Origin of the sequence: Micromonospora sp. NPDC048871 (assembly GCF_043198155.1) — a bacterium.
Classification (GTDB): Bacteria; Actinomycetota; Actinomycetes; order Mycobacteriales; family Micromonosporaceae; genus Micromonospora.
Window position 1 is genome coordinate 471,826 of record NZ_JBICUM010000003.1, and the last position, 18,149, is coordinate 489,974.

At 70.4% G+C, this 18,149-nt stretch carries 17 protein-coding genes, 3 tRNA genes and 1 pseudogene; 13 read left to right on the plus strand and 8 right to left on the minus strand.

Annotated elements, in window-relative coordinates; all coding sequences use genetic code 11:
• Positions 1 to 82: 82 nt before the first annotated feature.
• A complete protein-coding gene (locus tag ACGFIK_RS11140; protein WP_393338940.1) occupies positions 83 to 2,284 on the minus strand; it encodes an ArnT family glycosyltransferase in 2,202 nt (733 codons plus the stop codon).
• A 123-nt stretch (positions 2,285 to 2,407) separates the two neighbouring features.
• On the opposite strand from ACGFIK_RS11140, the gene ACGFIK_RS11145 reads away from it, so the two are divergent.
• Positions 2,408 to 3,109, plus strand: coding sequence for a glycosyltransferase family 2 protein (locus ACGFIK_RS11145; RefSeq protein ID WP_327027361.1), 702 nt, complete (start codon positions 2,408 to 2,410; stop codon positions 3,107 to 3,109).
• On the opposite strand, the gene ACGFIK_RS11150 is transcribed toward ACGFIK_RS11145, so the two are convergent.
• Positions 3,106 to 3,996, minus strand: coding sequence for a transketolase (locus tag ACGFIK_RS11150; RefSeq protein ID WP_357530757.1), 891 nt, complete (start codon positions 3,994 to 3,996; stop codon positions 3,106 to 3,108). The two genes, ACGFIK_RS11145 and ACGFIK_RS11150, sit on opposite strands and share 4 nt — an antisense overlap.
• Positions 3,997 to 4,016: 20 nt before the next feature.
• The gene (locus tag ACGFIK_RS11155; protein ID WP_327023615.1) at positions 4,017 to 4,751 is read right to left on the minus strand and encodes a transketolase; all 735 of its coding nucleotides are present in this window, start codon (positions 4,749 to 4,751) and stop codon (positions 4,017 to 4,019) included.
• A gap of 47 nt (positions 4,752 to 4,798) precedes the next feature.
• Between ACGFIK_RS11155 and soxR the strand changes: the two genes are divergently transcribed.
• A complete protein-coding gene (soxR, locus tag ACGFIK_RS11160) occupies positions 4,799 to 5,236 on the plus strand; it encodes a redox-sensitive transcriptional activator SoxR (RefSeq protein ID WP_327023616.1) in 438 nt (145 codons plus the stop codon).
• Positions 5,237 to 5,242: 6 nt separating this feature from the next.
• On the opposite strand, the gene ACGFIK_RS11165 is transcribed toward soxR, so the two are convergent.
• On the minus strand, positions 5,243 to 6,220 hold the full coding sequence (locus ACGFIK_RS11165; RefSeq protein WP_327023617.1) for an NAD(P)H-quinone oxidoreductase: 978 nt from the start codon (positions 6,218 to 6,220) through the stop codon (positions 5,243 to 5,245).
• Positions 6,221 to 6,367: 147 nt separating this feature from the next.
• Between ACGFIK_RS11165 and ACGFIK_RS11170 the strand changes: the two genes are divergently transcribed.
• From ACGFIK_RS11170 to ACGFIK_RS11180, 3 genes are all read left to right on the plus strand, one after another.
• Positions 6,368 to 6,454, plus strand: a tRNA-Ser gene (locus ACGFIK_RS11170).
• A 61-nt stretch (positions 6,455 to 6,515) separates the two neighbouring features.
• Positions 6,516 to 6,719 (plus strand): hypothetical protein, encoded by a 204-nt coding sequence (locus ACGFIK_RS11175; protein WP_327023618.1) that lies wholly within the window; start codon positions 6,516 to 6,518, stop codon positions 6,717 to 6,719.
• Between the two features lie 164 nt (positions 6,720 to 6,883).
• Positions 6,884 to 7,417 carry a YbhB/YbcL family Raf kinase inhibitor-like protein gene (locus ACGFIK_RS11180; protein WP_327023619.1) on the plus strand — a complete coding sequence of 178 codons (534 nt, stop codon included), beginning with the start codon at positions 6,884 to 6,886 and terminating at the stop codon, positions 7,415 to 7,417.
• Between the two features lie 93 nt (positions 7,418 to 7,510).
• Here the strand turns inward: ACGFIK_RS11180 and ACGFIK_RS11185 are convergent, their stop codons facing one another.
• On the minus strand, positions 7,511 to 8,221 hold the full coding sequence (locus ACGFIK_RS11185) for a class I SAM-dependent methyltransferase (protein ID WP_327023620.1): 711 nt from the start codon (positions 8,219 to 8,221) through the stop codon (positions 7,511 to 7,513).
• A 208-nt stretch (positions 8,222 to 8,429) separates the two neighbouring features.
• On the opposite strand from ACGFIK_RS11185, the gene ACGFIK_RS11190 reads away from it, so the two are divergent.
• The gene (locus ACGFIK_RS11190; protein ID WP_393338945.1) at positions 8,430 to 10,253 is read left to right on the plus strand and encodes a hypothetical protein; all 1,824 of its coding nucleotides are present in this window, start codon (positions 8,430 to 8,432) and stop codon (positions 10,251 to 10,253) included.
• A 16-nt stretch (positions 10,254 to 10,269) separates the two neighbouring features.
• Here the strand turns inward: ACGFIK_RS11190 and ACGFIK_RS11195 are convergent, their stop codons facing one another.
• The gene (locus tag ACGFIK_RS11195) at positions 10,270 to 10,992 is read right to left on the minus strand and encodes a hypothetical protein (RefSeq protein ID WP_393339023.1); all 723 of its coding nucleotides are present in this window, start codon (positions 10,990 to 10,992) and stop codon (positions 10,270 to 10,272) included.
• A gap of 330 nt (positions 10,993 to 11,322) precedes the next feature.
• On the opposite strand from ACGFIK_RS11195, the gene ACGFIK_RS11200 reads away from it, so the two are divergent.
• Positions 11,323 to 12,837 carry a peptide deformylase gene (locus ACGFIK_RS11200; protein WP_393338948.1) on the plus strand — a complete coding sequence of 505 codons (1,515 nt, stop codon included), beginning with the start codon at positions 11,323 to 11,325 and terminating at the stop codon, positions 12,835 to 12,837.
• Between the two features lie 241 nt (positions 12,838 to 13,078).
• Here ACGFIK_RS11200 and ACGFIK_RS11205 read toward each other — a convergent pair whose 3' ends face one another.
• A complete protein-coding gene (locus tag ACGFIK_RS11205; RefSeq protein WP_327023622.1) occupies positions 13,079 to 14,197 on the minus strand; it encodes a globin domain-containing protein in 1,119 nt (372 codons plus the stop codon).
• 151 nt (positions 14,198 to 14,348) lie between these two features.
• Here ACGFIK_RS11205 and ACGFIK_RS11210 point away from each other — a divergent pair, with 151 nt between their 5' ends.
• Complete coding sequence (locus ACGFIK_RS11210; protein ID WP_327023623.1) at positions 14,349 to 15,119, plus strand: CPBP family intramembrane glutamic endopeptidase; 771 nt, start codon at positions 14,349 to 14,351, stop codon at positions 15,117 to 15,119.
• A gap of 68 nt (positions 15,120 to 15,187) precedes the next feature.
• On the opposite strand, the gene ACGFIK_RS11215 is transcribed toward ACGFIK_RS11210, so the two are convergent.
• Complete coding sequence (locus ACGFIK_RS11215) at positions 15,188 to 15,529, minus strand: hypothetical protein (protein ID WP_327023624.1); 342 nt, start codon at positions 15,527 to 15,529, stop codon at positions 15,188 to 15,190.
• Positions 15,530 to 16,292: 763 nt separating this feature from the next.
• Here ACGFIK_RS11215 and ACGFIK_RS11220 point away from each other — a divergent pair.
• The 5 genes and pseudogenes from ACGFIK_RS11220 (at position 16,293) to ACGFIK_RS11240 (ending at position 18,147) form a co-directional block, all read left to right on the plus strand.
• A tRNA-Ser gene (locus ACGFIK_RS11220) sits at positions 16,293 to 16,383 on the plus strand.
• Between the two features lie 35 nt (positions 16,384 to 16,418).
• Positions 16,419 to 16,491 (plus strand) — tRNA-Arg (locus ACGFIK_RS11225).
• Positions 16,492 to 16,707: 216 nt separating this feature from the next.
• Positions 16,708 to 16,872 (plus strand): annotated as a pseudogene (locus ACGFIK_RS11230) (SigE family RNA polymerase sigma factor); the annotation flags it as partial.
• Positions 16,873 to 16,895: 23 nt separating this feature from the next.
• Positions 16,896 to 17,093, plus strand: a complete 198-nt coding sequence (locus tag ACGFIK_RS11235; protein WP_327023625.1) for a MauE/DoxX family redox-associated membrane protein — start codon at positions 16,896 to 16,898, stop codon at positions 17,091 to 17,093.
• A gap of 268 nt (positions 17,094 to 17,361) precedes the next feature.
• Entirely contained in the window at positions 17,362 to 18,147 is a 786-nt protein-coding gene (locus ACGFIK_RS11240; RefSeq protein ID WP_327023627.1) for a fused MFS/spermidine synthase, read from the plus strand.
• Positions 18,148 to 18,149 lie beyond the last annotated feature (2 nt).

Sequence of the window (18,149 nt, forward strand, 5' to 3'; positions counted from 1 at the left end):
GGAAGGTAACGCCTGCGATGCAGACATGTGAATGCATCTCGGAATGCTTGCACGCAGCGGTGAACCGGGCCAATGGGACAGGTCAGTCCCCGGGCAGGGCGTAGCCGACGTGACTACGGAACTCGAACTGCCAGCCCTGGGGCACCAGCTCCGCGCAGCGGTCCCGGCTGCCGACACAGAGGATCGCGTCCACCGAGGTCGGGTCGGCCGCCGGGCGATCGTCCAGCACGGACTGAAGGGCCACCAGCTCCGGCGGTCGCCCGGCATCATCCCGCAGCAGCAGCCACCAGGGGTACTCCCAGTCGTCGTTGCGCTGCGACAGGCCGATCCGACGCGCCTCTGCGGCGCGTACCGCCTCGGCCGCCCACCGGTACTCCTCCGCCCACTGCGGGCGCCGCAGGAAACGTAGTTCCCAGTCGGCCGTGGTGAAGACCGAGCCCGAGCCGACCAACCGGCGGGGGAAGCCGTACGACACCGCCAGCACCCCGGCCAGCGCACAGGTAGCCAACACCGCCGCCACCAGCCGGGTGGCGACCGGCCGCCGCCCGGCGCGGCCCGCCGTGCCGGGGGTGCTCGCCGTGCCGGGGGTGCGCGTTGAGGCCGATCGGCGCAGCAGGGCATCCAGCCAGATCCCGGCCAACGGCACCGCCACCGCCAGGGCGTACAGCAGCAGCCGGTTACCCCAGGGCTGCCACTTGATCATCGCGGTGTGCAGCAGGACCGCCACGAGCACCACCACCCCGTACGCCCGCACCGCCCCGGCGGCCCCGGGGCTGATCCGGGCCGGTCGGCGCAGCGCCGCCACCAGGGCCAGCAGCGCCATCCCGCCGGCCAGCGGGAAGGCCACCCGGTCCTCGTCCGGATACCAGGAGGGTTCCGGGAACTCCTCCCGCCCGAAGGTGATGTCCCGGTCCTGCGGATCGACACCGACCAGCCCGGCCACCCCGACGATCGCTGCGGCGGTGACCTGACGGAGCGGGGCCAGCGGGGTGTCCAGCGCGGTGTGCCCGATGCGCAGCGCGTTGACCAGCACCGAGGGTGGGTCGTGCCGCTCCATCGGGACGGACTTGCGCAGCCGGTCCGGGCCCAGGGGGTGGCCGAACTCGGCGTACACCCGGCCCATGAAGGGACCGGTCACCCCGGCGGCCACCACCAGGATCAGCACCGAGGCGCCGACCGTACCGAGCAGGGCGCCGATCGGAAGCCGCCGTGAACCCAGGTACGCCAGGCGCAACTGGCCGAGGCCCCAGAGCACCAGCAGGGGGCCCACCGCGATCAGGCCACTGGTCTTGGTGATGGCCACCAGTCCGGTGGCCGCCCCCAGGGCCAGCAGCTCACCCAGGCCGGCGCGGCGCCGCAGCCCGTCCAAGGCCAGGGTGGCCGCGCAGACCACCCAGGCGGCACAGACCAGATCGGTCTGGGTGCTGGTGGCCTGGAGCGCCACCATCGGGGTGGTGGCCAGCACGAAGGCGGTGAGCAACTGGGCCCGCCTACCCCCGCCCAGCTGGGCGGTCAGCCGGGTCACCGCCAGCAGGGCACCCAGCCCCGCGGCCCACTGGACCAGGTTGTACAGCGCGTCCGAGTCGACGAACAACCGCAGGTGCAGCAGCAGGTACTCGGCACCCGGGGGGATGGTCACCTGCCGGTGGATGGCGGTGGCCCAGAAGGTCAGGTCACCCTGTGCCACCCAGCGTTCCACCTTGGGCAGGTGGTAGGTCTGCGAGTCGAAGTTGTTCGGCGCGGCCAACAGGGCGATCAGCAGCTCGACCAGGACCAGGGCGCCGACCGTACCGGCCAGCAGCCGCTCGCCCCGACCCGCCGTACGCCAGAAATCGGTGACCGAGGCCCACCAGCCGGCGGGCTGGGGGTCGGTCTCTGATCCGGTCGTTCGTACCTCGGTGGTCCGGGTGGTGACCACCGATCCGCCCGACCCGGCCGCGACCAGAGCGGGCGGCGCGGCGGGCCGGTTCTGATCAGCCGCGACGGCCTCGGCGGGCCGGTCGGGCCGGTGGGCCCGGTCGCGGCGCAGTCGCCACCCGGCCGCCGCCACACTTCCGGCCACGAAGAGCAACCAGGCCACCGCGAAGGGGGACAACCTCAGCAGCCCCAGCGCGCCCAGCACCTCGACGGTGAGCACCGCGAAGGCCCCGGTGGCCACGGCCGCCCGGACCACCGCCAGCCGTCGAGGGGCGACACTATCCACCACCCGGGGCCGCAACGCCACGGTCAACGCGACGATGGCGGCGACGGGAGCCAGGACGAGCGGAAAGCCGGCGGCCGACATGGCCGGAAGTAAACACCATCGACCTGGGTGCCCGACGTCGTATCTCATCGGCAGTCGCCACCAGAGTGCTGAGCAGCCAGGCTACGCTATGGCCGACATACTGTCGCCCTCGTGGAGATTCCCGTGAAGCTGTCGATCCTCATGCCGGTCTACAACGAGGAAGAGCGTATCGGGGACGCCCTTAAGCAGGCGTTGGCCGTGGAATACCCGTGCGAGATCGAACTCGTCGTGGTCGATGACGGCAGCCGGGACGGCACCTCGGAGGTGCTCGGCCGCGCCGACGACGCCCGGTTGCGCGTGATCACCCACCAGCGCAACGCCGGCAAGGGCGCGGCGATCCGTACGGCGGTCGCCGCCGCCGAAGGTGACTACATGGTCATCCTCGACGCCGACCTGGAGTACGACCCGCAGGACATCCCCAAGCTGCTGGCCCCGGTGCTGGACGGCCGCGCCACGGTCGTCTACGGCAATCGCACCTTCGGCAGCCACAGCGCCTACAGCTTCTGGTACGTGATGGGCAACAAGGGCGTCACCATGGCGGCCAACCTGCTGTTCAACTCCTACATCGGTGACCTGGAGACCTGCTTCAAGCTGATGCCGGTGGCGCTCTACCGCTCGCTCGACGTGCGCTCCCGGGGCTTCGGCATGGAGGCCGAGGTGACCGGCAAGCTGCTGCGTCGCCGCATCCGGCCGTACGAGGTGCCGATCAGCTACCGGGCCCGGGGCCGGGAGGAAGGCAAGAAGATCACCTGGCGGGACGGGGTCGAGGCGCTCTGGATCCTCGGTCGCGAACGCACCCGCCCCCGCCCCGCCGCCCGGCGCTAGACCCCCACCGGGGTGAGGAAGTCGGTCAGCGAGCGGCGCAGTCCGGCCGGGTCCAGCCCGTGCCAGCGCAGATGGTCCTCCGCCGTACCGTAGCGGCGCAGCTCCTCCCGACCGACCCCGAGCGCGAGCAGCCGGTGCGGCCGATCCGCCAGCGCCGCCGTGATCACCCGGGCAGAGGTCCCCGCCAGGTAGGGCTCCACCAGGATCACCTCGGTACCGGCCAGGGCCCGCAGACCGGCGATGTCGAACGGACGCGGCCGATGGGTGTAGGCCACCGTGATCGGCAGATCCGCGACCGCGGCCAGCGCCGCGTCGAGCATCGGACCGACCGCGACCAGCAGGGGCGCCCCCGGACCCGCGTCCCGCACCAGCACCAGATCCCCGGAACCGGCGTACGGCCGGGCGTTGCTGTGCACCGACAGCCGCAGGTACGCCGAGGTGTCGGCGGCCACGGTCGTACGCAGCAGCCCGGCCACCTCGGCCGGATGACCCGGTACGTGCACGGTCCAGTCGGTGAGGGTGTCGAACAGCGCGACATCGGCCGGGCTGAAGTGGGTACGCCCGGACTCCGCCCGGTCGAAGGAGGCGCCGACGCTGACCAGCACCGCGCTCACCCCCTGGTGGTCGAGGTCCAGCTTGATCTGCTCGTACGCCCGCTCCACCAGGAAGGGTGCGTAGCTGTGCACGATCGGGCGTAGGCCGGTCAGGGCCAGCCCACCGGCCACCCCCACCATCAACTGCTCCCGGATGCCGACGTTGAGCACCCGGTCGGGATGCCGCTCGGCCGCCGGGTCGAACAAGGAGGCGGAGATGTCCGCGAGCACCAGGGCGGTACGCGGATTCTCCGCCAGCAGGGCGGTGGTGGTGTCGACGAAACAGTCCCGCATGATCGGCTCATCCGTATCGCTCATGACTGCTCTCCGTTGTCGACGACCGCCACCACCAGGTGGGGCCGGTGGCCGTGGTGACCGGTGAGGGCGGCGTACAGGGCCTCCTGGTCGTGTCCGTCGACCGTGGTGGCGGTCCACCCGTTGACGGTGAAGCGGGTGGCCACCCCGCCCGGCCACCCGTGGGTGGCGGAGGAGTTGTCGACCACGATCGCGGTCAGGTTCGCCAGGCCGACGGCACCGGCGTACGCGATCGCCTCGTGATTGGAGCCCTCGTCCAGTTCGGCGTCGCCCAGCAGGACGTACACCCGGGGGTCGAGCAGGCCCTGGGCACGCAGGCCGAGGACGCTGCCGACGGCCAGGCCGAGACCGTGCCCCAGGGACCCGGAACCGATCTCCACCCCCGGCACCAGCGTGCGGTCCGGGTGGTCACCCAGTCGGCTGTCCGGCCCGGCCTGGTCGTCCAGCCAGTCGGGGGGAATGAAATCCTTCGCGGCCAGCACGGCGTAGTAGCCGGCGACCGCATGGCCCTTGGAGAGCAGGAAGCGATCCCGGTCGGGTTCGTCGACCGTTGCCGGGGTGATCCGCAGGACGCGGTCGTAGAGCACCCACAACACGTCGAGGGTCGAGTAGACCTTCGGGCCGAACTCACGGCCGGCGCGGACCCGTTCCAGCAGCGGAGCGACCGGGTGCCGGCCGTCCAGAGGTGCGGCCGCCTCGGCGATCCGCCTGGTGATGATGGCTGATGAGGACATGCGACTAGCCTGCAAGTTGAAGCAAGGTTCAACACAAGGCGAAAGTGATGCACGAAGCACTCACCATCGGTCAACTCGCCGCCCGCAGTGGGGTGGCCCAGTCCGCGCTGCGCTACTACGAGCGGTTGGGGCTGATCCGGGCCGACCGGACCGGCGGCAACCAACGCCGGTACCACCGCGGGGAGTTGCGCCGGGTCGCCTTCATCCGGATCGCCCAGCAGGTAGGCATCTCCCTGGAGGAGATCAGATCCGCCCTGGACTCCCTGCCCGCCGGGCGTACCCCCACCGCCGAGGACTGGGCGCACCTGTCGACCGCCTGGCGGGAGCGCCTGGATCAGAAGATCAAGTTGCTGCACCGGCTCCGCGACAACCTGGACGGCTGCATCGGCTGCGGCTGCCTGTCCCTGAACCACTGCACCCTCTACAACCCGGGCGACGAACTGGCCGGCGAAGGCCCCGGAGCGCGCCTGACCCTGCCCCGCTGACCGGCCTCAACCGATGGTCAGCAGCACCTTGCCGACGTGGTCGTTCGACTCCACCAGGCGGTGCGCCTCGGCCGCCTCGCTGATCGGCATCCGCCGGTCGATCACCGGCCGGATCCGACCCGCCTCAACCAGCGGCCACACCTGTTCCCGTACCCCACGGACGATGGCACTCTTCTGCTCCAGCGGCCGGGACCGCAGGGCCGTCGCGGCGATGGTGCCCCGCTTGGCCAGCAGCGCGGCGATATCCAGCTCCCCCTTGCGCCCGCCCTGCATCCCGATCGTCACGAGCCGCCCGTCGTACGCCAGAGCGGCCACGTTTCGGCCCAAATACGACGCGCCCATGATGTCGAGGATGACGTCGGCGCCCCCGCCGGAGGTGACCTTGCGGACCTCCTCGACGAAGTCCTGCTCCCGATAGTCGATCAGGTGTGCCGCCCCCAAGGCCCGCAGCCGATCATGCTTGGCCGCCCGCGCCGTCGCCACCACGGTCGCACCCAACGCCGTACCCAACTGGATCGCGAAGGTGCCGATCCCGCTGCCGCCGCCGTGCACCAGCAGGGTCTCGCCCGCCGCCAGCCGGGCCAGTTGAACCACATTGGACCAGACCGTCGACGCCACCTCCGGCAACGCGGCGGCGTCCACCAGATCAACCCCATCCGGTACGGGCAGCAGCTGCCCCGCCGCGACCGCCACCCGCTCGGCGTACCCGCCACCGGCAAGCAGGGCGCAGACCTGCTGCCCCACAAACCAGTCGTGCACCTCGGAGCCGACCTCGACGATCACCCCCGAGCACTCCAACCCGAGATACTCCGAGGCACCCGGCGGTGGCGGGTAATGCCCCTGCCGCTGCAACAGGTCGGCCCGGTTGACCGCAGTGGCCCGTACCTCGACCAGCACCTCGCCCGGCCCCGGCTGAGGGTCGGGCACCTCGCTCCAGCTCAGCACCTCCGGCCCACCGGGCTCGGTCACGATGATCGCGCGCATGTCCCCAGTCTTACCCGATACGCCCCCGTACCCCACCGGATGGACCTCATCCGGCGGTGAAATGATCATGACGAAACGGATAGCTCCCCCCGTTCGGCGCTCGCCTGGGCGTGGCAGACTAGGCACGGCCGCGCGGCGCGCGGTCCGGGAGGGTTCGCCTAGTGGCCGATGGCGCTGGTCTTGAAAACCGGTAAGGCAGCGATGTCTTCGTGGGTTCGAATCCCACACCCTCCGCTTGCCGGTGATCTCTCAAAGCGCAGCTCGGCCCCGGTCTATGAACCGGGGCTGAGTGCTGGTGGGGGCTCGTGGGGGGTGCCGGGGCGTAGGACTTCGCCACGATCGTTGGGGTCGGCTTCCTGGGTGCCTACACGACCTCTCCACGGAGGAGTGGCACACCTCGGGGCTGCTGCGTAACAACGCCGCTGTCGAGAACTTCAACGTGCTCGGCAGCCTGGGCGTGAGCCGGGTGCTGGCCGCGTTCGGGCTGTGGCTGGGTTGATCTAGAAGGCTGGTCGAAGTCTCTGACCGGCCCGGGAGGACCCACCCGAGGAGCCTGGGGTGTGGGCTTCTGGCTGACACCCGCGCGGGTTTCACGAATGACGGCGCATCACAGGGTATGAAAGGGGCGGCAGAACGCCACCTGCATCGGAAGGACCTGACTCGATGACCCTGGAACGTCCCATCGCCCCGGACCCGTACGAGCTGCTGCCGACGGTCGCCTCGTTCACGCTGACCAGTCAGGACGTCCAGAACGGTGAGCCGATGGACTCGGCGCACGCGCACGGCAGCACCGGCGGCGGCAATGTCTCACCGCAGCTGTCCTGGTCGGGCTTTCCGGCCGAGACCAAGGGTTTCGCGGTGACCTGCTTCGACCCGGACGCGCCGACCGGTAGCGGCTTCTGGCACTGGGTCGTGGTGAACCTGCCGGCCGAGGTGACCGAGTTGCCGCGCGGGGCTACCAGCGAGGACCTGCGCGGTGGGTTCACCGTCCGCAACGACTACGGCGAGCAGGGCTTCGGTGGCGCGGCGCCGCCGCCCGGCGACCGCCCGCACCGGTACGTCTTCGCGGTGCACGCCCTCGACGTGGAGCGCCTCGACCTCACGCCGGACGCCACCCCGGCCTACGTCGGCTTCAACCTGACCTTCCACACCCTGGCCCGCGCCACCATCCGCCCCACCTACCAGATCGCGGCCTGACCCCTCGTCGCCGACACAGTTGACCAAGAGGTTTGCGTCTGGACCCGGCCGGATGCAGACGCAAACCTCTTGATCAACCGAAGAATGGGAGGGTCAGGCGGGGGTGCGGGCTACGGCGAAGACGGACTGGCCGAAGGGGGGGAGGAGGAGCTGCTCGGCGGCCTTGGTCGCCGGGAGGACCAGGGTGTCGTAGACCTTCACCATGGGGCCCTCCTTCGGCATCAGGCGGAAGACCTTGGTGGCCATGAAGTAGCCGATCAGGCCGAGGGCGTTCGCGTAGTGGATCTTCTCGACCCGCAGACCGGCCTCGGTCATCGCCGCCGACAGGGTCTTCTTGGTGTAGCGGCGGACGTGGCCGGTGGCGATGTCGGCGGGGCTCATCGCGAACTGGAAGGCCGGCACGATGATGATCACGGCTCCGCCCGGCCGGACCAGCTCGCCCATGCTGCGCAGGGCGCCGACGTGGTCCTCGATGTGCTCCAGGACGTTGTACGACACCGCGGCGCTGTAGTCGCCCTGCTCCGAGTGGGGCAGGAGCATCTGGCGGACCTCGATGTTGGGCCGGTCGGAGAGCCGCTCCTTGAGTGAGACCAGGCGGTCCGGGTCGGCTTCGGTGGCGGTGAACCGGGGGAGGCGCTCGGCCCACTCCAGGGCGTAGTCGCCGAGGCCGCTACCGATCTCGATTGGGTTCTCGCCCAGGTAGGGCACGGCCAACTCGACGAACCAGCGTCGGTGGTTGACCGCTGTGGCGAGGCCCTCCAGGACCTCGGACTGCACGCGCTGATCCCCAGTGATTTCTGTCATGCGTCGATTCCTCACGATACGACTCGACCGCGCCAGTACCGACTGAGTGAACCATCCGCCCGGTTGGCGGAATTCTCGGGGCCTGGGGCAGCCGAATTGGTCGGGGCTAGGTGCACGATCGGTGGTGGTCAGCGAACTTGGCAGATGTTACGCGAGTGCCCGGAACCCCGCACGGTGGCCCGATTGGCCGACTACGCTGCGAATTGTTATGACTACTCCTGAATCGGATCGCCCTGTCGAGGATTCCGGGGCGGGAGAGTCGCCGACCACCCCGCCCGGCCGTGGTCGTTTCCGCAGGTCAGGGTGGTTCAAGGACCTGGCCGCGGTGGCGAGTTTCGGGCTGCTGGCCTGCTGGGTGACCGCTCGGATGTGGTGGAATCCGGAACACGGCATTCGGGATAACAAGACAGACATGGCGCAATTCGAGTGGATGATGGCGCACGGCGCTCGGGTGGTCACCGAATTCGCCTACCCCTTCACCTCGGACCGGATGAACGTCCCCGAATCAGTCAATTTGGTGGCGAATACGTCGGTATTGTCTGTTTCGCTGCCAATGACGCCGATCACCCTGGTGTTCGGTACCCGCAGCGCCTTCCTGGTCTTCCTCACCCTGGGCATGATCGCCACGGCCACCTCCTGGTACTTCCTGCTGTCCAGAGTGGTCGTCGGCTCCCGTGGCCCGGCCTGGCTGGGGGCGACCTTCTGCGCGTACGCCCCGGCGATGGTCTCGCACGCGAACGCCCATCCCAACATCGTGGCGCAGTACGTGGTGCCCCTGATCATCTGGCGTACGTTGCGGCTGGCCGACCCGGGCCGCTGGCTGCGCAACGGTCTGCTGCTCGCCCTGGTGATCGTCTGGCAGGCCTTCCTGAACCTGGAGATCCTGCTGATGACCGCGATCGGTGTCGGGGTGGTGATCGTGGCCCTGGCGCTGGGACGCCCCGAACTACGCGGGCGGACCCGTACCTTCCTGGCCGGGCTGGGGGTCGCCGCCGGGGTCTCCGCGGTGCTGCTGGCGTACCCCCTCTATGTCCAGTTCTTCGGTCCGGGCGCCTACCACGGGTTGTCCTGGGTGATCCGGGGCTACTCCACCGACCTGGCCTCCTTCGTCGCGTACGCCCGGGAATCGGTGGCCGGGGACGCGCGTAGCGCTACCGGCCTGGCCAAGAACCCCACCGAGGAGAACTCCTTCTTCGGCTGGCCCCTGGTGATTGGCGTGGTCGCGCTGGTCTGGTGGCTGCGACGCAACATCGTGGTGCTCGCGCTGGCCGGCCTGGGTGTGCTGTTCGCGGTGTTCTCCCTGGGGCGGGAGATCCGCTTCGACCGGGAAGGGACCGGCATCCCGGCGCCGTGGGCGCTGCTGGAGGACCTTCCGGTGCTGCACTCCGTGGTGCCGACCCGCTGGGCGTTGGCGATCACCCCGATCATCGGGGTGCTGCTGGCCTACGGGGCGGCGCGGGCCCACGAGTTGGCTACCCGCTACCCGGCCCGGCGCTCGCAGATCCGGTTCGCCACGGTGACCGTACTGGCGATGGCCCTGGTGCCGGTGCTGCCCACCCCGCTGCCGACCAAGCGCCTCGAACCGACTCCGGAGTTCGTCACCTCCGGTGCCTGGCGTCCCTATCTGGCCGGCGGGCGCAGCCTGGTCACCCTGCCGCTGCCGGACACCGAGTACGCCGATCCGCTGCGCTGGTCGGCTCAGACCCGGCTGGAGATGCCGATCGCCCGGGGCTACTTCCTGGGCCCGGACACCCGCCCCGGCAAGGACCGGATCGCGCTGTTCGGCGCGCCGCCGCGCCCGACCAGCAGCTTCTTCGCCACCGTACGGCGCAGCGGCGAGGTGCCGCCGGTCACCGCCCAGGACCGCCGGGAGGCGATCGAGGATCTACGGTACTGGCGGGCCGGGGCGGTGGTACTGGCCCCGCAGCCGAGCGCGGAGGCCCTGCGGCAGGCGATGACCGACCTCACCGGCATCGAGCCGGTGCAGACCGGGGGTGTCTGGCTCTGGGACGTCCGACCGCTGACCGGCTGATCCGGCTCCGTGCCCGTCAGGAACTGCGGAGGCAGCAGCCCTGGCAGACCTTCGGGTTGGGCAGGGTGAAGGCCAGGCAGCAGGTACGCCGCTGCACGGTCGGCTTGCCGTCCGCGCCCGGCACCAGCTCCACCAGGTCGGCCAGGTCGAGGGCGTCCAGCAGGGTGTCGATCGACTCGACCGTCGAGCCGGGCACGCTGTCGGTGGCCGTCAACAACCCGTAGGCGATGCCGGAGGCCACCGAACCGAGCAGGGTACGGGTGCCGATGCGGACCTCACCCTGGATCGCGGTGACCACCGGCGACAGGTGGGCCTCCAACAGGGTGGCCCGCAGGGTGGCCAGCAGTTCCTGCTCGTCGGCGACGACCTGGACCTGATGGGGATCGGTGACGGCCAACGGATCGTTCGGCAGCACCGCCACCCGGGTCGACCGGCGCAGGCCCAGGGTCACCAGGGTGCGCCGGTCGGCGAAGTGGATGAGGGTGGTGTCGGCGTCGAGCAGGGGTACCCGCCGGGCGACCGCCCAGCCGAGCGCCACCGGCAGCGCCGCCCAGTAGCTGTAGGCCTTCCAGGCCAGGGCGGCGGAGGCGTGCGGACTGCCACCCCAGAGGCGGGCCGCGGAACCAAGCAGCTCCGGCAGGCGAGTGCCGTCGGTGAGGGTGGTTGCCGAGGTCCAGCCGGTCTCGTCGGGAACCAGCAGCCCCGGGGCCAGCCCGGGAAGGACATCGGTGCCGAACATGGCCCGCAGGGTCGTGGTCACCGGATCCAGGGCGGTCGCCGAGGGTACGGAAACGGGCAGTACCGCTGTCACCTGGTGCACCCCTCTCCGAGAACCTCAACTAAGGCTAGCCTAACCACACTTTACGGGTGGCGGTAACCCCGGAGAGAGCAAGAAACGAAAACTGCCGGTCGCCCGGGACGAGTGATTACCCAGCGTGTTCTTGCGAAAACCCCGCGCAGTATCGGTGTAAATCGCCCAGCAGTCAAGCCTCCTGTCGAGAAGATGCCAGTCCTGTACACGTCTCGCCACTAAACGTGAAACCTAGTACTCCCGGCCACGAGGAAGCTGATGACGATCTCACCGCTCGATCGGGCTGCCGACTCCTTCGCCGCCGAGCTCGCCCGCCACCGCACCGAGCGAGGGCTGTCCAAGAAACAGCTGGCCACCCTGATGGGTTTCGACCCGTCGTACGTGAGCCATGTAGAGGGACGGCGACATCGACCCACCGAGGACTTCGCCCGGCGGGCGGAGGCCGTCCTGGACGCCAGCGGCGCCATCTGGCAACGCTTCCGGGAGTACGACCACCTGCGCCACACCCGCGCGGAGCGCGACCCCCGGGAGCCCGACTCGATCGGCCGGTGGATCCCGCCCGGCACCGGGCTGATCGTCGAGAACGAGGTCAGCATCCTCACTTACAGCGAGGACGGATACCGCTGCCTGATCCGCCGGGAGCTGTACAACGCCGGTACCGAGCCGGTCACCCGCTACCTGGTACGGGTCGCCGTGGACCGCTACCCCAACGACCCTGGCCGCTCCAACCGGCACCACCGGGAACGCCCACTGACCTTCGCCGAACTCGGCCTGCGGGCCCACCGTGAGGAGTCCGGTGAACGCGAGGCCATGCACTGGCGGGCCAAGTACGACCGGGACGCCTTCAAGGAGATCTGGCTGCTCTTCGAGAACGGTGAACGACGGTTCCCCCTCTACCCCGGGCACCGCGCCACCATCGAGTACACGTACACCGTCGGGCGGGACAAGTGGGGGCCGTGGTTCCAACGTGCGGTCCGCGTACCGACCCGGCACCTCGCCGTACGCCTGGATCTGCCCGCTGAACTGGACCCGCAGGTCTGGGGCGTGGAGACCTCGCTGTCGGCGGAGGAAGGCCCCCTGCGCCGGGCGGTCGTCCGGCGGGCGGAGGGCGACCGGGCGATCTTCGAGTGGGCGACCGACGACCCACCCCTGAACGCCCGGTACCGACTTCAGTGGCGCTTCCGCGCCCAGCCCGACGCCGAGCCGGAGGGGGAACGGATGCGACCCTCCGAGCGGATGCGCCGACTGGGCATCCTGCAACGCGGCACTGACCTGCTGCGCCAGCCGGCCCGCCCGTTCGACCTGCCCCGCGAGGGACGGGCCGCCCAGGAGGTCATCGACCGCCTGATCGACGCCCTGGCCCGCCTGGACGAACTGCACCCCTTCGCCAAGGGGGTGGGCATCGCCGCCCCGCAACTGGACATCGGCCGGGCCGCGGCGGTGATCCGGCCACCGGACCGGACCGCCGAACCCCTGGTGCTGCTCAACCCCCGGGTGGTCGACTCGGCACCCGACACCGACGAACAGTACGAGGGGTGCCTCTCCTTCTTCGACCATCGGGGATTGGTGCCCCGGCCGCTCCGGATGGACGTGGAACACGCCCAACTCGACGGCAGCCGGGTGATCACCTCGTTCGAGTTCGGCATGGCCCGTCTGGTGGCACACGAGATCGACCACCTGGAGGGCCGGCTGTACGTCGACCGGATGGCCCCCGGAGTGCCGCTGGTGCCGATCGAGGAGTACCGCGACAGCGGCCACCCCTGGCGCTACTGACCAGGTCTCTGCCCGACCACTTTGTTGCACGACCGATGTTGCTGCACGACCACGCCTGGTCCGGGTGGGAACGACGCCGGCCAGGGTGGCGTTTGTTGCTGCACGACCACGCCTGGTCCGGGTGGGAACGACGCCGGCCAGGCGTGGTCGTGCGGGCGGTGCCGGTCCGCCCGATCGGGGGACCGGGGCGCGTGCCCCAGGGGGCAGGGGCACGCGCCCCGGTGCGGGGGGGAGGAAAGCTCTACAGGTTGCCGAAGGTGTCGTACCGGGTGTGCTGCGGCGGGACGTCGTCGGCGGCGAGGACCCGCAGGGTCGACCGCACCATGGCGGCCGAGCCGGAGATGTAGCAGTCGTGGTTCGTCCAGGGGCCGTAGCGGGCCACCACCTCGGAGATGTCCCCGTGCTCCCCGTCGAAGTCCGGATCGTCGCTACAGGCCGCGGTGACCGACAACCACGGGTGGGCGCCCACCAACTCGCGCAACCCGTCCAGCCCGTAGAGGTCGGACTCGGTACGCGCGCCGTAGAAGACATGCACCCAGCGGGTCCGGTTGAAGCTGGTCAGCTCCTCGACCAGGGCCTTGATCGGGGCCAGCCCCACCCCACCGGCGACACAGAGCACGTCCCGATCCGAGGCGGGGTCCAGGGTCATCGAACCCATCGGGGCGGCCACCCGCAGCAGATCCCCCGGCTTCACCCGGCGGACCAGGGCCCCGGAGACCCAGCCGGCCCCCTCGGGGGTACGGACGTGGAACTCCAGCACGTTGTCGTCGTTCGGGGCGTTCGCCACCGAGTAGGTCCGCCACACCCGGGGGTGGTAGCGGGGTGCCTCGATGCTGACGTACTGACCCGCCTTCCAGACCAGCGGATGTTGCAGTGCCCGGCAGGTGAACACGGCGGTGTCCGGACCGTACCGCTCATGGGTGAGCACCTCGGCGTGCCAGAACGGCGGGTTGGCGTCCGAGGCCGCCCCGGCCAGCATCTTCTCGCTGATCGCCGCGTACGCGTCCCGCCAGGCCTGGTCGTACTCCAGATTCCAGCCGTCCCCGGCGGTGCTGCGCAGGGCGTCCAGCAGGGCCACGCCCATGGTGTCGTAGTTCGCCGCCTCGACGTGGTACTTGCGGTGGTCCCGACCCAGCGCGCGGAGGAACTCGTCGAAGCCCTCCGGGTCGTCCACCGTGTGGATCGCCGCGATGATCGCTTCCAGCAGCCGGTCGCCCTGCCCGGCCATCTGCACCGGGAAAAGTGGGCGCAGGTCCGGGTCGAGGAGGAAGAGCCGGGCGTAGAAGTACTCGCTCAGTTGGACCCGGTCGGCCTCGACAAGGGCCCAGCTCTCCTTCAGCAGCCGCGCGAAGTTGTCCACCGGGGGCGCTCCTTCTCTGACGGCGGTTCGGGCCCTCATAGAATGTCCACGGAGCGTGCGTGGTGGTCGCACAGAGTGTGCGATCGCATCATGAGGCCGACTCATCGGCACCCGGATGCCACCCCGGTGGCCGGTCGGGCAGAGTGAAGCGGTGACCGTTGAGCTCACCCGACCGGTTTCCCGCCGGATGCTCGGCACCGAGACGCTGCTGGTGCTGGGCCTCTCCCTCGGCCAGTCGGCCGTCTACGCGACGGTGTCGATCATCGCGAAGCTGACCGCCGAGGGTGGGCTGTCCCGGCAGACCGCCGCCTTGAACACCTCCGCCTCCGCCCGGCCGTACCTCGACCTCACGTACCAACTGCTCGGCATCGCCTTCGCCCTGCTGCCGGTGCTGCTCGCCGTACACCTGTTGGCGCGGGACCCCGGCGAACCGGGGCGGACCCTCGGGGTGGACTTTCGGCGGCCCGGTCCGGACCTGGCCCAGGGTGCCGGGCTGGCGGCGCTGATCGGGTTGCCCGGCCTGGCCCTGTTCTGGGCGGCGGCGCAGCTGGGTATCAACGCCACCCTGGTCCCGGCCGCCCTGCCCGACCTCTGGTGGGCCGTGCCGGTGCTGATCCTGGCCGCCTTCCAGAACTCCATCCTGGAGGAGGTGATCGTGGTCGGCTATCTGATGACCCGGCTGCGGCAACTCCAGTGGCGGGTCGGCGCGATCATCGCCACCAGCGCCCTGCTCCGCGCCTCCTACCACCTCTACCAGGGCTTCGGCGCCTTCATCGGCAACGCCGTGATGGGTGTCGTCTTCAGCTACTTCTATCTACGCACCCGCCGGGTGATGCCCCTGATCATCGCCCACGCCCTGCTGGACATCGTCGCCTTCGTCGGCTACACCCTCGTCCCAGACTCCTGGCTGACCTGGCTTTGACCCCCACTTCAGGGTTGATCAAGAGGTTTGCGTCTGCCGGGCGGCTCGCCGCGACGCAAACCTCTTGATCAACTTTGGCTTCGGGGTGGGCGGAAGGTGGCCAGGGCGCGGGCGGTCAGGCGTTGGAGGGCGGCGGAGTTGCCGGCGGCGGCGGCCAGTGGGGCGGCGCCGGGAATGAGGCGGGAGGCCAGGCGCAGGGCCAGCCAGCCACCCGCCTGGGCGGTCAGGGGACCGGCCAGGCGACCGACCGCCTCGACCGGCCGGGATCCGGGCTCCTCCGCCGCCCGGGCCTCGGCCAGCGCTGAGCGGGCGGTCTCCAGGTCCGGATGCACCAGGGTCAGCACCATAAGCTCCGCCGCCCGATCCGGATGGGCCGGATCCCGGTCGTACGCCGCCGCCAGGTGCAGCACCAGGTTGGCCTGCGACCAGGGCGGCGGCTGCCTTCGGCTTGGGATCCGTGGCCGCTACCGGTTGCGGGTCGGTGGCTGCCTCCGGGGAGGCAGCCCGGTCCGGTCCGGTGGCCTCGGCCGTCGTGGCCTTCGGGAGTGCGGATCTCTTCGCGGGCGTGGCCTTCTTCGGGGTGCGCTGCTTCGCGGTGGCCTTCTTCGCGGCTGCCGGAGCCTGCCTTGCGGCTGAGGGCTCCTGCTGTGCGGCCGGGGACGCCTGTTCTGTTGCCGGAGGCGTCGGCGGGGCCTCGTCGCGTGACCCGCCAGCCTGCCGGGGCGCCCTCGGTCGGGACGTCGAGCCGGTGATCCCGGTCTCATCGATCCGGCCGGGCGTCGGGACGAACGGCGGTGGGGGTGCGGACGACCCGGGCCGGGTCGGGCGCGGCAGCGGTTGCTCCGCGGTGGGTGGCTGGAACAGCACTCCGGGCGCGGCCTTCGTGCGCCGAGGGGGTGCCGAGGGTGCTTCGTCCCGCTGTTCAGGGGCGGGAACGGGGGGTGCCGGGGGCGGCCTGAAGGTCGCCTTCGGGGAGCGCCGAGGTGCCCCCTCAGCGGGTTCGGGGCGGTCCTGCTCGCTGGGCGGCTGCTCCTGCATGTCGATGGAGCGTAGTCCCGAACCCGGCCGCGCACAGTGCATGAAGGGCGGCCCCGGGGGCGGCACCCGGTAGTCGCTTTGCTCCGGGCCGGGCCGGACCTGTATCCTCGGGCGCGGTGGTCTGCAGGCCACCTGGGAGACTTCGCCTAGTCTGGTCTATGGCGCCGCACTGCTAATGCGGTTGGGGTCTTAAAGCCCCTCCCGGGTTCGAATCCCGGAGTCTCCGCGCTAAGGCCGGTTGTGTAGACTGGCCGAGCACCAGCGCCCGTAGCTCAACGGATAGAGCATCTGACTACGGATCAGAAGGTTAGGGGTTCGAGTCCCTTCGGGCGCGCAGACGGGAGAGGCCGCGACCTGCGAGAGCAGAGGTCGCGGCCTTTTTCTTGCAACGGGGTACGCGCACCCGTCGCATGCCAACCCGACCCGGCGCGCACTCCGGATCATCCCAACGGTCGCCGTCGGGTGCCGCTGCCCAGCCGTCTTGGCTCAGCCGCTGTTCGAAGAGTCAGCCATCGTGCAACATCCTGGGGCCGGGCCGTGTAGTCATAGTGTGAAGGTGTCACCATTCCCGTCGGACGACTCCGGGTTCGATGCGTTCGTACGACAGAGCGCCGCCGGGCTCCTGCGCTTGGGCAACATCCTGACGCTGGACCGGAGCGCTGCGGAAGACCTCGCTCAGGAAACCCTGATCCGCGTCGGGCTGGCCTGGCCGAGGTCGCCGCCGCGGCCCTGGGGCCCGTGTCCGACGTGGCGGTCGCGGTGGCGGGCGTCCTGCTGGGTCTGGCGTTCACCGCCGCGCAGACCTACCTGCTGGTCATGGGCAGGCCAGCCACGTGTCAGTGCTTCGGCAAGCGGGAACAGGTTTCCGTACGGACCTGGGGGCGGGCTGCGGCTGTGCTGGTCATGGGACTGGTTCTGCTCCTCGGGTCAGGATGAGACCTGCCGAGGTAGGGGGTTCCGGGCTGCGGAAAGCAGCCCGGACCTCCCGCTTCTTCCGCTGTGGACGAGGGAGACGGTCGGTCGCCTGTTTCAGGGCAGATGTGTGGTCAGGAGTTCGGCTTCCGCCTCGGAATCGGTGAGCCAGGAATGCGCAGGTTTGTGAATCCGCAGCGCGACGAATTCGGTGCATCCCGCCTGCGGGTGAGTGCTGCCGCGCTGATCCGCCCGGGCGACCGGGGCCGAGGATCGGTTAACCTGCCTGGCCATGGGGGTAGCCGAGGACCGTCTGGAGTTGGTCGTCGACCCTGCCCGGCCCACCGGGCGGACCCTGCTGGCGGGGGGAGTCGAGCAGTCGTACGTCGATCTTGAGGATCCCGGGTACCTGCACTTCGAGTACGTCCGTCGGATGGCCGCGGTGGCCGATCTCGCCGCGCCTGCCGGGCGGCCGCTGGCGGTGCTGCACCTCGGGGGCGGTGCGCTGACCCTGCCCCGTTACCTCGCTGCCACCCGGCCCGGCTCGATCCAGACGGTGATCGAGCGGGATCCGGCGGTGGTCGACCTGGTGGCCCGGGAACTGCCTCCCACCCCGGCCGGGATCGAGGTCCGGGTGGCCGACGCCCGGGAGGCGGTCGTCGCCGCCCTCGCCGAGGCGTACGACCTGGTGTTCGCCGACATCTACCGGGCGGCCCGGATGCCGCCGCATGTGACGACGATGGCCTTCGCCGCCGAGGTGGCCCGGGTGCTGCGACCGGACGGCATCTACCTGGTCAACGTGACCGACCTGCCGCCACTGGTGCTCACCCGGGTACAGGCGGCCACCCTGCGGGCGGTCTTCGCCGAGGTGTGTGTCGTCGCCGACCGACGGATGCTGCGTGGCCGGCGGTACGGCAACGTGGTGCTCGCGGCGGCGCTGCGCCCCGACCGGCTACCCCTGGCGCGTCTGGCGGTACGGGCACTGCGTGATCCGCTGCCCGGCGGTCTGCTGCACGGCCCGGCGCTGGACACCTTCATCGCGGGTGCCCGGCCGCGTACCGACGACCCCGAGCAGTGACC

Coding starts and splice junctions, on each gene's coding strand:
- ACGFIK_RS11140 (WP_393338940.1), bottom strand. CDS start 2,284: ATGTCGGCCGCCGGCTTTCCGCTCGTCCTGGCTCCCGTCGCCGCCATC.
- ACGFIK_RS11150 (WP_357530757.1), bottom strand. CDS start 3,996: ATGCGGGACTGTTTCGTCGACACCACCACCGCCCTGCTGGCGGAGAAT.
- ACGFIK_RS11155 (WP_327023615.1), bottom strand. CDS start 4,751: ATGTCCTCATCAGCCATCATCACCAGGCGGATCGCCGAGGCGGCCGCA.
- soxR (WP_327023616.1), top strand. CDS start 4,799: ATGCACGAAGCACTCACCATCGGTCAACTCGCCGCCCGCAGTGGGGTG.
- ACGFIK_RS11165 (WP_327023617.1), bottom strand. CDS start 6,220: ATGCGCGCGATCATCGTGACCGAGCCCGGTGGGCCGGAGGTGCTGAGC.
- ACGFIK_RS11180 (WP_327023619.1), top strand. CDS start 6,884: ATGACCCTGGAACGTCCCATCGCCCCGGACCCGTACGAGCTGCTGCCG.
- ACGFIK_RS11185 (WP_327023620.1), bottom strand. CDS start 8,221: ATGACAGAAATCACTGGGGATCAGCGCGTGCAGTCCGAGGTCCTGGAG.
- ACGFIK_RS11190 (WP_393338945.1), top strand. CDS start 8,430: ATGACTACTCCTGAATCGGATCGCCCTGTCGAGGATTCCGGGGCGGGA.
- ACGFIK_RS11195 (WP_393339023.1), bottom strand. CDS start 10,992: ATGTTCGGCACCGATGTCCTTCCCGGGCTGGCCCCGGGGCTGCTGGTT.
- ACGFIK_RS11200 (WP_393338948.1), top strand. CDS start 11,323: ATGACGATCTCACCGCTCGATCGGGCTGCCGACTCCTTCGCCGCCGAG.
- ACGFIK_RS11240 (WP_327023627.1), top strand. CDS start 17,362: ATGGGGGTAGCCGAGGACCGTCTGGAGTTGGTCGTCGACCCTGCCCGG.